At 65.5% G+C, this 12,119-nt stretch carries 12 protein-coding genes; 9 read left to right on the top strand and 3 right to left on the bottom strand.

The annotated features are described in order from the left end of the window. Window positions 1-29: 29 nt before the first annotated feature. Both FB473_RS06995 and FB473_RS07000 read right to left on the bottom strand, forming a co-directional pair. Entirely contained in the window at window positions 30-824 is a 795-nt protein-coding gene (locus FB473_RS06995; protein WP_341770063.1) for a glycerophosphodiester phosphodiesterase family protein, read from the bottom strand. Window positions 825-884: 60 nt separating this feature from the next. Beyond that, window positions 885-1,325, bottom strand: a complete 441-nt coding sequence (locus FB473_RS07000; protein WP_167165920.1) for a PGPGW domain-containing protein — start codon at window positions 1,323-1,325, stop codon at window positions 885-887. An 86-nt stretch (window positions 1,326-1,411) separates the two neighbouring features. Here FB473_RS07000 and pdxY point away from each other — a divergent pair, with 86 nt between their 5' ends. After that, a complete protein-coding gene (pdxY, locus tag FB473_RS07005; protein ID WP_167165922.1) occupies window positions 1,412-2,263 on the top strand; it encodes a pyridoxal kinase PdxY in 852 nt (283 codons plus the stop codon). Between the two features lie 40 nt (window positions 2,264-2,303). Here pdxY and FB473_RS07010 read toward each other — a convergent pair whose 3' ends face one another. After that, window positions 2,304-3,857, bottom strand: coding sequence for a helix-turn-helix domain-containing protein (locus tag FB473_RS07010; protein ID WP_341770064.1), 1,554 nt, complete (start codon window positions 3,855-3,857; stop codon window positions 2,304-2,306). A gap of 113 nt (window positions 3,858-3,970) precedes the next feature. Here FB473_RS07010 and lpdA point away from each other — a divergent pair, with 113 nt between their 5' ends. From lpdA to FB473_RS07050, 8 genes are all read left to right on the top strand, one after another. Then, complete coding sequence (gene lpdA / locus FB473_RS07015; RefSeq protein ID WP_167165927.1) at window positions 3,971-5,374, top strand: dihydrolipoyl dehydrogenase; 1,404 nt, start codon at window positions 3,971-3,973, stop codon at window positions 5,372-5,374. A 248-nt stretch (window positions 5,375-5,622) separates the two neighbouring features. Next, window positions 5,623-6,786, top strand: a complete 1,164-nt coding sequence (locus tag FB473_RS07020) for an ABC transporter substrate-binding protein (RefSeq protein ID WP_167165928.1) — start codon at window positions 5,623-5,625, stop codon at window positions 6,784-6,786. Between the two features lie 70 nt (window positions 6,787-6,856). After that, entirely contained in the window at window positions 6,857-7,741 is an 885-nt protein-coding gene (locus tag FB473_RS07025) for a branched-chain amino acid ABC transporter permease (protein ID WP_167165930.1), read from the top strand. Next, window positions 7,741-8,757, top strand: a complete 1,017-nt coding sequence (locus FB473_RS07030; protein WP_167165932.1) for a branched-chain amino acid ABC transporter permease — start codon at window positions 7,741-7,743, stop codon at window positions 8,755-8,757. The genes FB473_RS07025 and FB473_RS07030 overlap by 1 nt, the downstream gene beginning before the upstream one ends. Then, the gene (locus tag FB473_RS07035; RefSeq protein ID WP_167165934.1) at window positions 8,754-9,542 is read left to right on the top strand and encodes an ABC transporter ATP-binding protein; all 789 of its coding nucleotides are present in this window, start codon (window positions 8,754-8,756) and stop codon (window positions 9,540-9,542) included. The genes FB473_RS07030 and FB473_RS07035 overlap by 4 nt, the downstream gene beginning before the upstream one ends. After that, complete coding sequence (locus tag FB473_RS07040) at window positions 9,535-10,239, top strand: ABC transporter ATP-binding protein (protein ID WP_167165937.1); 705 nt, start codon at window positions 9,535-9,537, stop codon at window positions 10,237-10,239. The genes FB473_RS07035 and FB473_RS07040 overlap by 8 nt, the downstream gene beginning before the upstream one ends. A 49-nt stretch (window positions 10,240-10,288) precedes the next feature. After that, complete coding sequence (locus tag FB473_RS07045) at window positions 10,289-10,930, top strand: CBS and ACT domain-containing protein (RefSeq protein ID WP_167165939.1); 642 nt, start codon at window positions 10,289-10,291, stop codon at window positions 10,928-10,930. Further along, on the top strand, window positions 10,927-12,117 hold the full coding sequence (locus FB473_RS07050; protein ID WP_167165941.1) for an ABC transporter substrate-binding protein: 1,191 nt from the start codon (window positions 10,927-10,929) through the stop codon (window positions 12,115-12,117). Before FB473_RS07045 ends, FB473_RS07050 begins: the two co-directional genes overlap by 4 nt. Window positions 12,118-12,119 lie beyond the last annotated feature (2 nt).

A 12,119-nucleotide genomic window follows, 5' to 3' on the forward strand; every position in this document is an offset into this window, starting at 1 on the left:
GGACCCGGTCTCGACCCGGTCCGCGACTCTCACCGGTCCCACAGGCCGTGCTCCTGCGCCACTTGCTTCAGCACGTCGATCCGGTCGGTGATCAGCCCGTCGACACCCAGATCGATCAGCCGGTGCATCTGGTCGGCGTCATTGATCGTCCACACGTGGACGCGCATGTCACGCGCACGGGCGACCTGCATGAGACGCCGGTTGACGACGCGGATCGTGCGTCCGGCTACCTGCTGGGCAAAGGGCACCTGGAAGGCCTGGCCGGGGGTGTTGATCCACCGGGGAAGCTGAGGGACGAAGGCCGACCACGCCACGGTGGGCGTGGGCGCCGAGGTGGCGACAGCGCCCCGCGTGATGCGGCGGAACCGGCCCAGGCGTGATCCGCTGAAGGATGCGACGCAGACCCTGCGTTCCGCGTGATGATGCCGCAACGCCTGGGCCAGCGGCTCGATCGCGCCGGGAGCCTTGATGTCGATGTTGATCCGGGTGTCGGGAAACGACTCGAGCACCTCGTCGAGGGTGGGAATGGGGTCCCGGCCGTCGATCCGGGCCTCACGGACGGCGTCGAAAGGCAGCTCGCTGATACGTCCGTGTGCATCGGTGACACGATCCAGGACGGTGTCGTGGAACGCGATGAGCCGACCGTCAGCGGTCACATGCACATCGGTCTCCAGATATCGGTAGCCGAACTCGACCGCCTTCGCGAACGCGTACAGGCTGTTCTCTCGTCCCTCATCCCCTGAAGCGGTGACGTATCCGCCCCGGTGCGCCAGACAGGCGAACGGCTGGTCGAAATAGGCGTAACCCGACGCTCCCCGATTCACGTGCCCAGTCTAGGGTCTCGTGGCGATGGACGGAGTCATCGTCCCGGGTCGGGGACGCCGTCACCGTACGCCCGGCAGGAACCGGAGCCACGTCGTCACCGGTTCCGGTATCCAGCCGGGGACGCCGACGATCACCAGCGACACCCACCACAGCAGGCCGAGGCCCACGAAGAACGCCACCCAGAACAGACGCCGACGTTTCGAGGGCCACAGGAGATAAATATGCACGTATCGCAACAGAAGACGCCGGAGCCGCTTGGCCCACATGAACTCGGAGGCCAGAACGGCCATGCCTGCCAGGAACAACGGGATGCCACCGGGGCCGGGCAACCAACCGGTCAGGGGCGCGGCGATGATGAGGACGGCGCCGATGACGCCGACGGCGATGCGGAACCATGTGCGTCCCACCGGATGTGACTTGAGACGCACACGCCACGCGAGCCGATCGGGGGGCTGGTGGGCTGACGGCGTGGCGCCGTGCACCTCCACTGGCTCGGACATGCCATCAACTGTGCCATGACGCCTCAATACCCGCCCAGCGATGGTCGCGGACGAGAGCCCGGATCTCGCGCCCGTAGAATGGACGAATGGCCCAGATCCTGTCGATCCAGTCCGCGGTGGCATTCGGATTCGCCGGCAATTCGGCTGCGGTGTTCCCCCTGCGGCGTGTGGGGATGGACGTGTGGCCGGTGCTCACCGTCAACTTCTCGAACCACACGGGTTACGGCGCGTGGCGCGGACCGGTCGTCCCACCGGCCGATGTCGCCGAGGTCGTGCGGGGTGTGGACGACAGGGGAGTGCTCTCGCAGATCGACGCGGTGCTCTCCGGCTACCAGGGCGCTCCCGACATGGGACGAGTGATCCTGGACGCCGTGGACCTCACACGCAGCCGCAACCCGAGCGCGATCTACTGCTGCGACCCGGTGATGGGCGATGTCGATCGCGGGTTCTACGCGGTTCCCGGCATCCCGGAGTTCATGCGGGAGCATGTGGTGCCGAAGGCGACGATCATGACCCCGAACCTGTTCGAGCTCGAGTACCTCACCGACCGGCGCACGAGCACGGTGGGCGACGTCCTGGAGGCCTCGACGGCGCTTCGCTCACGCGGGCCCGGGACGGTACTGGTGACCTCGGTCGTCGGACGCGACGCCAGCGACGACGTGATGCGCATGATCGCGCAGGACGAGCACGAGACCTGGCAGGTCGAGACACCCGTCATCGATCGGAAGTTCACGGGCTCCGGTGACCTCACCACCGCCATGTTCCTCGCCGGGATCCTGGAGCACGGCGACCTCGGACGCGCTCTGGCGCACACGGCGTCGACGGTGTATTCGGTGCTCAAACGCACCGACGAACTCCAGCGGGCGGAACTGGCACTCGTCCAGGCCCAGGACGAACTCGTCGAACCGACCTACCGGTTCCAGGCCAGCCGTCTGTGAAGTGGAGGGCGGGAGCACGCCGTCCCCCGCCCGACCCGCTTTACTCGTAGAAGGGCGTGATGTCGGCGCCCAGCCTGTTGAGCCTGGTCGCGAGGTCCTCGTAGCCGCGATTGATGACGTAGGTGTCGCGCAGCACGCTGGTGCCGCGCGCGGCCAGCATGGCCAGCAGGATGCACACGGCGGGCCGTAGCGCCGGGGGAGAGACCATGTCACGCGAGCGCCAGCGGGTGGGCCCGACGACGATCAGACGATGCGGGTCGAGCAACTGCACGTTGGCCCCGAGCTTGTTGAGCTCGAGCAGATGGATCGCGCGGTTCTCGTACACCCAGTCGTGGATGAGGGTCTGGCCCTGTGCCGTCGCCGCGAGTACGGCGAAGAACGGCAGGTTGTCGATGTTCAGGCCCGGGAAGGGCATGGGATGGATCTTGTCCGCGTGCGCGTGCAGCATCGACGGCTCGACGGTGATGTCGACCAGGCGGGTGAACCCGTTGCCCGAGCGGTACTCGTGCCCCAGCGAGAAATCGAGGCCCATCTCCTGCAGGATCGCGAGCTCGATCTCGAGGAACTCGATCGGCGCCCGGGTGATGGTGAGCTCGGAGTTGGTGACGACCGCCGCGGTGATGAGGCTCATAGCCTCGATCGGGTCCTCGGAGATCGTGTAGGTGACGTCGGTCTCGATGTGCTCGCGACCATGAACGATCAGAGTGGTCGTCCCGATGCCCTCGATCTCGACGCCGAGCATGGTCAGGAAGACACACAGGTCTTGCACCATGTAGTTGGGGGACGCGTTGCGCACCGTCGTGACCCCGGGCGTCATCGCCGCGGCCATCAGGGTGTTCTCCGTGACCGTGTCGCCACGCTCGGTGAGGACGATCGTCCGGGCGCCCTCTGCGCTCTTGGTGGTCGTCGCGCGGTAGTAGCCCTCGGTGGCCTGGACGTTCAGGCCGAAGCTGCGCAGCGACTGCAGGTGTGGCTGGATCGTGCGGGCGCCGAGCTGACAGCCACCTGCGTAGGGGAGCCTGAACTCGTCGTTGAAGTGGAGCAACGGCCCGAAGAACATGATGACGCTGCGCGTGCGGCGCGCGGCGTCCGCGTTCATGTTGTCGAGGTCGAGGACGTCAGGGCGCTCGATGGTCAGATCGCGTCCGTCGGAGGACCACATGGTGCGGACGCCGATACTGTCGAGCACCTCGACCAGGCGGTTGACCTCCTCGATGTGAGCGATGCCGCGCAGTACGGTGCGTCCGCGGTTCAGCAGGCTGGCGCACAGCAGGGCGACGGCGGCGTTCTTGGACGAACGGGTCTCGATCGATCCCTCCAGCCGCGTGTTGCCGGCGATCCGCAGGTTGGTCGAGGTGCCACCAGCGCCCGGAGTGATGAGCGGGGACTCCAGCGCGTTGGCGATGCGGTTGATCATTTCGAGCGACAGGTTCTGATTGCCCGACTCGATACGATGGATGGCACTCTGGCTGGTGTTCAGTAGTGACGCGAGTTCGTGCTGCGTCAAGCCGCGTTGCTTGCGTGCGTCCCGCACGAGCCGACCGATGCTTGCCGGGCTGGTCGTCACGCTCGGGGGGTTGGTGGTTTGAGTCACGATGGAAACCATAACTCATATATGAGATGACCGCAACAACCTGGTGCGATGATGTTTCCCCGTCCGTCCTCAGAGCCGGAATGGCACAGCTCACAGAGGTTAGACTGCCACTCATGAGCTCACATTTCGACGTTGTTGTCCTCGGCGCGGGCCCGGGCGGCTACGTGGCCGCTATCCGAGCCGCCCAGCTGGGGCTGAATACCGCAGTCATCGAAAAGCAATGGTGGGGAGGTGTGTGCCTCAACGTTGGCTGCATCCCGACCAAGTCGTTGCTGCGCAACGCCGAACTCGCCCACATCTTCACCAAGGAAGCCGACTTCTTCGGCATCCACGCCGACAACATCTCGCTCGATTACGGCAAGGCGTTCCAGCGCTCCCGCGCGGTGAGTGAGCGAATGGTCAAGGGCGTCCACTACCTGATGAAGAAGAACAAGATCACCGAGATCAACGGTTGGGGCACGTTCACCGGGCCGAAGAACATCGACGTCGCGGCCGACGACGGCTCCACCCAGCAGATCACCTTCGACAACGTCATCATCGCCGCTGGCGCGACCCCCAAGCTGCTGCCCGGCACGCAGAAGTCGGCCAATGTGCTGACCTACCAGGAGCTCATTCTCGCCGAGCAGCTTCCGCAGTCCATCATCGTCGGCGGCTCGGGAGCGATCGGCACCGAGTTCGCCTACGTGCTGAACAGCTACGGCGTGGACGTGACCATCGTCGAGTACCTCGATCGCATGGTGCCCACCGAGGACGCCGAGATCAGCGCGGAACTGCTGAAGGCGTACAAGAAGCTGGGCATCAAGGTGCTGACGAGCACGGCCGTCAAGACGGTGGAGGACACCGGCACGGGCGTGCGGGTGACCGTTGAGCCCGCCAAGGGCGGTGAACAGCAGGTGCTCGAGGCCGACAAGATGCTCCAGGCCATGGGCTTCGCACCGCGGACCCAGGGCTACGGCCTCGAGAACACCGGCGTACAGGTCACCGAGCGCGGCGCGATCTTCATCGACGACTACTGCCGCACGAGTGTGCCGGGCGTCTACGCCATCGGCGACGTCACCGGCAGGATGATGCTCGCGCACACCGCTGAAGCCCAGGGAGTCGTCGCGGCGGAGACCATCAAGGGGGTCGACACCATCCCGGTCAACTACGCGATGATCCCGCGTGCGACCTACAGCCAGCCGCAGATCGGCTCGTTCGGGCTGTCCGAGCAGCAGGCCAAGGACGCCGGCTACGAGGTGAAGGTCGCCAAGTTCCCGTTCAGTGCGAACGGCAAGGCCCAGGGACTCGGCGACGCCGTCGGCTTCGTCAAGGTGGTGGCCGAGGCCCAGTACAACGAGATCCTCGGTCTGTCGATGATCGGCCCCGACGTCACGGAACTCCTGCCTGAGCTTCAACTCGCCCAGATGTGGGATCTGACCGCCGACGAGGTGGGACGCGTCGTCCACGCTCACCCGACGCTGTCCGAGGCGGTCAAGGAGGCCGTCGAGGGCATCGCCGGCCACATGATCAACCTCTGACGCGTAGAACCGCTCCGGCCCCCGGCCCAGGCAACTGGGACCGGGGGCTTTTCGTCGTCCGCTGCGATGCGGACCCGTCACGGGGCGGTGGACGAGCGGCAACTCGATAACGAATGGATATCGGCCCGCCTGTGACAGTTGAGATGGCGGACTGGAGTGGTGAGACCGGTACTAGGGTCAACCAGCGGAATAGTTTCACATTGATGAAACCGGACAATCACACTCCGGAAACAAAGAAGAGGTATCCAATGAAGCGCACCTTCGCCGCGCTCGCGTCAGCGGCCCTGGGACTGTCGCTGCTGGCCGGATGCGGAGGCTCGGGTTCCGGCTCGAGCGATTCCATCAAGATCGGCGTCAACTACGAACTCTCGGGCTCCGTGGCCACCTACGGCGATGCCAGCGTCAAGGGCATCGAGCTGGCGATCGAGGAGATCAACGCCGCCGGGGGCATCAACGGCAAGCAGGTGGAGCTCGTCAAGTACGACACCAAGTCGGAGCCTGCGGAGGCGACGACACTGGCGACGAAGCTCATGACCCAGGACAAAGTGCTCACAGTGATCGGGCCGGCCACATCCGGCTCGTTCAAAGCGACTATCCCGGTCGCCAACCAGAACCAGGTGCCCGTGATCTCGGGCTCTGCCACGGCCGAGGACGTGACCGTGAGCAACGACAAGCTTCAGGAGTACGCCTTCCGGACGTGCTTCAGCGACTCCTACCAGGGAACCGCGATGGCGAACTTCGCCGCCGAGAACCTCTCTGCCACGAGCGCGTTCGTCATCAAGGACACATCGTCCGACTACGCCAAGGGGCTGGCGGACAACTTCTCGCAGCGATTCGGTGACCTGGGCGGCACCGTGGTCGGCGAAGAGGGCTACGTGTCCGGTGACACCGACTTCAACGCGATCCTGACCCGCATCAAGAACCAGGACTTCGACGTCATCTATCTGCCGGGGTACTACAACGAGGTCGGCCTGATCATCAAGCAGGCGCGTGAACTCGGCATCACCCAGCCGATCCTCGGTGGTGACGGATTCGACTCGCCCACGCTCCTGCAACTGGCCGGCGCATCGGCGCTGAACGACGTGTACTACACGAACCACTACTCGTCGCTCGACACCACCAACCAGCAGCTCCAGGCCTTCACCGAGGCCTACACGGCCAAGTACGGCGAGGAGCCCAACGCGTTCAACGCGCTCGGGTACGACACCGCCAAGCTGGTCGCCGACGCGATCGGCCGATCCAGCGAGCTCACCGGGGAAGCGGTGAAGGAGGCCCTGGCGTCCACGGAGGACTTCGAGGGCGTGACGGGAACCTTCAGCATCGATCCCGAGACCCACGACCCGGTCAAGGCCGCCCTGGTCATCGGGCTGAAGGACGGCGTCCAGGACAGCGTCGAGAAGGCAGCGATCTGACACACGATCCGTGGGGCGGGGGCAGCGGCGTCCGCCCCACGGAACGGTGCGGGAGCAGGAAAGCGACCAGATGGAACAGGTACTCCAACAGCTGATCAACGGATTGTCGTTGGGCAGCATCTATGCACTCATCGCGCTGGGTTACACGATGGTGTACGGCATCATTCAACTCATCAACTTCGCGCACGGCGACGTGTACATGGTCGGCGCCTACGTGGGCTACGTGTGCATGACCCATCTGCACATCGGGTTCTTCCCCTCACTGGTGGTCGCCATGGCGGCCTGTGCGGTGCTCGGCATGGTGATCGAGCGTGTGGCCTACAAGCCCCTACGGCATTCCACGCGTATCGCGGTGCTGATCACGGCGATCGGTGTCTCCCTGCTCCTGGAGTACACGATGATGTACTTCGCGGGTGCGGCGGTGCGCTCCTACCCGGAGTTGCCTGCCTACCTGACCCGGTCGTTCCATTTCGGAGGGGTCGTGGTCACCTCGCTGCAGATCAGCATCGTCGCGGTGTCGGTCATCCTCATGGTCGCCCTGCAGTTCATCGTCCGGCGCACCAAGCTCGGTAAAGCCATGCGCGCCGTCTCGCAGGATCAGGACGCAGCTCGGCTCATGGGCATCAGCGTGGACAACACGATCTCGTTCACCTTCGCCCTCGGCTCGGCGCTGGCCGGTGCCGCCGGCGTCCTCGTCGGTGTCTACTACAACTCGATCAACCCGCTCATGGGCATCCTGCCCGGCCTCAAGGCCTTCGTGGCCGCCGTCTTCGGCGGCATCGGGCTGATCCCGGGCGCACTCCTCGGCGGATACGTGATCGGTGCCATCGAAACCCTGGTCTCCTGGGTCGGTTTCTCGACCTTCCGTGACGCAGTGGTCTTCGCGGTGCTGATCATCGTGCTGATCGTCAAGCCGAGCGGCATACTCGGCAAGAACGTGCGGGAGAAGGTGTGATGGCCAACCTGGAGACCCCGGCCGCACCAGCCGCGCCGGGCCGTGGACGACGGAGATCGCTCCTGGTCAAGACGGGTGCCTGGGCGGCGGTGTATCTGGTCGTTCTGGCGCTGACCGAGACGGGCGTGATCAACGCCTACCTGCAGGCCACCCTCGTGACGATCTGCGTGAACATCATCCTTGCCGTCAGCCTCAATCTCGTCACAGGGTTCACCGGTCAGTTCTCGCTGGGCCACGCCGGTTTCATGGCCGTCGGCGCCTACGCGACCGGGCTCATCACGATGTCCATCCCCACAGTGTGGGGATTTGTGCTCGGGCTGGTCGTGGGCTGCGTGCTCGCCGCACTCATCGGCTTCCTGATCGGCCTGCCGACGCTGCGACTGCGCGGCGACTACCTGGCGATCGCCACCCTCGGCATGGCCGAGATCATCCGCGTCCTCCTGCTGAACTTCAACTTCACCAACGGGGCAGCAGGACTGTCTGGCATTCCGCAGTTCGTCAACTGGAGCTGGCTGTTCGTCCTGACCGCGGGCACCGTGGTCCTCATCACGAACTTCCTGCACTCGCGCCAGGGCCGCGACTGCATCTCCGTGCGTGAGGACGAGATCGCCGCGGAGTCGATCGGCGTCGACTCCACCCGGGCCAAGACACTGGCCTTCACGGTGGGCGCCTTCTTCGGAGCGCTCGCGGGCGGGGTGTACGCGTCCTACTTCTACTTCATCAAGCCCGATCTCTTCGGCTTCATGCAGTCGATCAACATCTTGGTGATCGTCGTCCTCGGCGGGCTCGGCAGTATCTCGGGCTCGATCATCGCAGCCGTGTTGCTGGCCATGGTTTCCACGCTGCTGCAGCCCTTCCCCGAGGTCCGCATGATCCTGTACTCGCTGGTGCTCGTCGTGCTCATGATCTTCCGGCCGCAGGGTCTCATGGGCTCGAAGGAACTGTCGATCAGCCTGTTCTCCAGACTGCTGCCCAAGCGCGCCACGTCGGCCGCGGCCACGAAGGACGCCTCATGAGCGCGATCCTCGAAGTCAGGGACCTGACACGCAACTTCGGCGGTCTGGCGGCCTTGTCCGACGTCGACATGGATCTCGAAACAGGCGAGCTGGTGGGTCTCATCGGCCCGAACGGGGCCGGGAAGACCACCGTGTTCAACCTGCTCACCGGCGTCTACCCGCCGTCGTCGGGAACGATCACCTTCACCCCCGACGACGCCCCGATAAAGATCGGTGGCAGCAGGCCGTTCGACATCTGCCGGGCTGGAATCGCCCGGACGTTCCAGAACATCCGGCTGTTCAAGGACCTGTCGGTGCTCGAGAACGTCGTCACAGCGATGCAGCAGAGCCAGCGGTACGGGCTGATCGCGTCGTTCTTCCACACGTCCGCCTGGTACCGGGCCGAGCAGGACGTCCGTGAACGCAGCCTCGACCTGCTACGGATCATGGGGCTGGAGGACAAGTCCGGGGAGCTGGCGCGCAACCTGTCCTACGGTGAGCAACGGCACCTGGAGATAGCCAGGGCACTGGCCACCGATCCCAGGCTCCTGCTGCTGGACGAACCGGCCGCGGGCATGAATCCCGCGGAGACCGCCCAGCTCACCGAACTGATCGCCTGGATCCGGCAGAACTTCAAGCTGACCATTCTGCTGATCGAACACGACATGAGCCTGGTCATGGCGATCTGCGAACGCATCTACGTGCTCGACCACGGCGTCGTCATCGCATCGGGTACACCGCACGAGGTGCGGCACAACCCGCGAGTCATCGAGGCGTACCTGGGCGAGGAGGTCACCGATGTTTGAGATCAGGGATCTGCGGGTCAACTTCGGCGGGATCCAGGCCCTCAAGGGCATCTCGCTGAACGTGGACGCCGGCGAGATCGTCACGCTCGTCGGCGCCAACGGCGCGGGCAAGACGACCACATTGCGTACCGCCTCAGGCCTCGAACGCCCCGCCTCCGGCAGCATCTTCCTCGACGGGCAGGACATCACCCGGCTGTCGGCCCAGGAACGCGTCAAGCGCGGGCTGGTGCAGGTGCCGGAGGGACGGCGCGTCTTCCCTCAGATGAGCGTGCTCGAGAACCTCGAGCTCGGCGCGTTCCTGCGCCGTGACCGCTCCGGCGTCGCCCGCAGCATGCAGCACGTGTTCGAGCGTTTCCCCGTGCTCGCCGACCGCCGCCAGCAGTTGGCCGGCACGTTGTCGGGCGGCGAGCAGCAGATGCTCGCCATGGGCCGGGCACTGATGAGCAACCCGCGTGTGCTGCTGCTGGACGAACCGTCGATGGGGCTGGCACCCCTGTTCGTCCAGGAGATCTTCGACATCATCCGCCGGATCAACGAAAGCGGTACGACGATCCTGCTGGTGGAGCAGAATGCCAATATGGCCCTGCAGGTGGCCAGTCGCGCCTATGTGGTCGAGACCGGCACCATCGTCCTGAGCGGCGACGCCCGCGAACTCATGGCGACCGAGGAAGTGCGGCGCGCATACCTGGGGGGCTGAACGATGCGAATAGGGGACGCGACCCGCGTCTCCCTGGAAAGGGCGAGCAATGTTCGTGAAGTGGCGGATGACGTCCAACCCGTTCACCATCGGCCCGGACGCCACGGTGCCCGAGGCCATCGAGCTCATGACCACCCACAAGGTTCGCAAGCTTCCCGTGCTGTCCGGCGGCAGGCTGGTCGGCATCGTCTCACAGAGCGACGTCGACCGTGCCTCACCGTCGGTGGCGACCTCGTTCAGTGCCGGCGAGGTCGCATACATCTTCAGCAAGCTCAAGGTCTCGAAGGTGATGACGCGTGACCCGCTGACCATCGGCCCGGACGCGCTCCTCGAAGAGGCTGCCGTCATCATGCGGGACAACAAGATCGAGATGCTGCCCGTGATGGACGGTGACCGGCTCGTCGGGGTGATCACCGAGAGCGACCTGCTGGAGGCTTTCATCGATCTCAACGGCGCCCGCGACCGGGGCACCCGGCTGGCGATCGAGGCGGACGACCAGCCCGGCGTACTGGCTCGTCTCGCGACCATCACCGGGGCGAACGCGACGAACATCACCCACGTGCTCGTCTATCGCAGTCATCTCGATCGAAGTCTGGTCCTGCTGGGGGTGAACACGCTCAACACGGACGACCTGGAGCGTCAACTGGCCGCCTCCGGCTTCACCGTGCGCTACCGGACCACGACCCAATGAGCACCGCGAAGACGGCTCACGGACGAGGGCGACGGCTCAGGGGCGCCGCCGCGGTGCTGCTTGGGGCGGCCTTCCTCACCGCGTGCGGGGCGAGCTCCGGAGAACTGGTCACCTCGAGCGACGTGATCCGGATCGGAGTGGCTCATGAGCTGTCCGGCTGGGCCGCCGGCTACGGAACCGACAGCCTCAGGGGGATCGAACTCGCCGTCGAGCAGGTCAACGCGGCGGGCGGGGTACGGGGCAAGCAGATCGAGCTCATCACCCACGACACGCTGTCCGACCCCGCCAAGGCCATGACCATGACGACGCGCCTGATGATGCAGGAGCGAGTGGTGGCGGTCATCGGGCCCACGACCTCGGTGAGCGCCGAGGCGACGAAGGCCGTAGCTGGCATCCACGAGGTGCCGCTCATCTTCGGGTCGGCCACCCAGGACTCCCTCACCGACAACGGCTCGGGGACCCGGCCGTACGTCTTCCGCACCTGCTTCAGCAGTTCGTCCCAGGCATCCGCGATGGCGACCTATGCCCGCCGGAACCTCGGTGCGACCAACGCGGCCGTCTTCGTCGACGATCGTCTCACCTACACCAGGGAGTTGACGGCCTCGTTCCGGGACGCGTTCGTCGCCGCTGGGGGAGCGGTCGTGGCCGAGGAACCGTTCACGCCCGGTGCCACCGACTACGGCGAACTCCTGTCCAGGCTCCAGGGCAAGCAGTACGAGGTGATCTACCTGCCCGGCTATCCCGACGAGGCGGGCCAGATCATCCGCCGTGCCCGTGAGCAGGGGATATCCCAGCCCATCCTGGGTGCCGACGCCTATGAGAGCCCGGCACTGGGCAATGCCGCGGGAGCGCTCGACAACGTCCACTACACGACCCACTTCACCGCGCTCGACACCGCGAACGCCCAGGTGCAGCCGTTCCTGGACGCGTACCGGACGAAGTACCAGGCTGAGCCGAGTTCCTTCAGCGCTCAGGGCTACGACACCCTCAACGTCGTCGTGCGGGCCATCCGCCGCGCCGAAGAGGTCAGCGGGGTCTTGGTCGGTGCCGCGATGGCCGACCTGGGAGACTTCGCCGGGGTCACGGGATCCTTCGGTATGCCGGCCAGCCATGATCCCGCGAAGTCGGTGGTGGTGGTCTCGCTGCGCGACGGCGCCGTGTCCGGGGTGGAGCGGATCTCCGCCTGAGC

The sequence above is a fragment of the Brooklawnia cerclae genome (genome assembly GCF_011758645.1).
GTDB classification, from domain to species: domain Bacteria; phylum Actinomycetota; class Actinomycetes; order Propionibacteriales; family Propionibacteriaceae; genus Brooklawnia; species Brooklawnia cerclae.

Coding starts and splice junctions, on each gene's coding strand:
- FB473_RS07000 (WP_167165920.1), bottom strand. CDS start 1,325: ATGTCCGAGCCAGTGGAGGTGCACGGCGCCACGCCGTCAGCCCACCAG.
- pdxY (WP_167165922.1), top strand. CDS start 1,412: ATGGCCCAGATCCTGTCGATCCAGTCCGCGGTGGCATTCGGATTCGCC.
- lpdA (WP_167165927.1), top strand. CDS start 3,971: ATGAGCTCACATTTCGACGTTGTTGTCCTCGGCGCGGGCCCGGGCGGC.
- FB473_RS07020 (WP_167165928.1), top strand. CDS start 5,623: ATGAAGCGCACCTTCGCCGCGCTCGCGTCAGCGGCCCTGGGACTGTCG.
- FB473_RS07025 (WP_167165930.1), top strand. CDS start 6,857: ATGGAACAGGTACTCCAACAGCTGATCAACGGATTGTCGTTGGGCAGC.
- FB473_RS07030 (WP_167165932.1), top strand. CDS start 7,741: ATGGCCAACCTGGAGACCCCGGCCGCACCAGCCGCGCCGGGCCGTGGA.
- FB473_RS07035 (WP_167165934.1), top strand. CDS start 8,754: ATGAGCGCGATCCTCGAAGTCAGGGACCTGACACGCAACTTCGGCGGT.
- FB473_RS07040 (WP_167165937.1), top strand. CDS start 9,535: ATGTTTGAGATCAGGGATCTGCGGGTCAACTTCGGCGGGATCCAGGCC.
- FB473_RS07045 (WP_167165939.1), top strand. CDS start 10,289: ATGTTCGTGAAGTGGCGGATGACGTCCAACCCGTTCACCATCGGCCCG.
- FB473_RS07050 (WP_167165941.1), top strand. CDS start 10,927: ATGAGCACCGCGAAGACGGCTCACGGACGAGGGCGACGGCTCAGGGGC.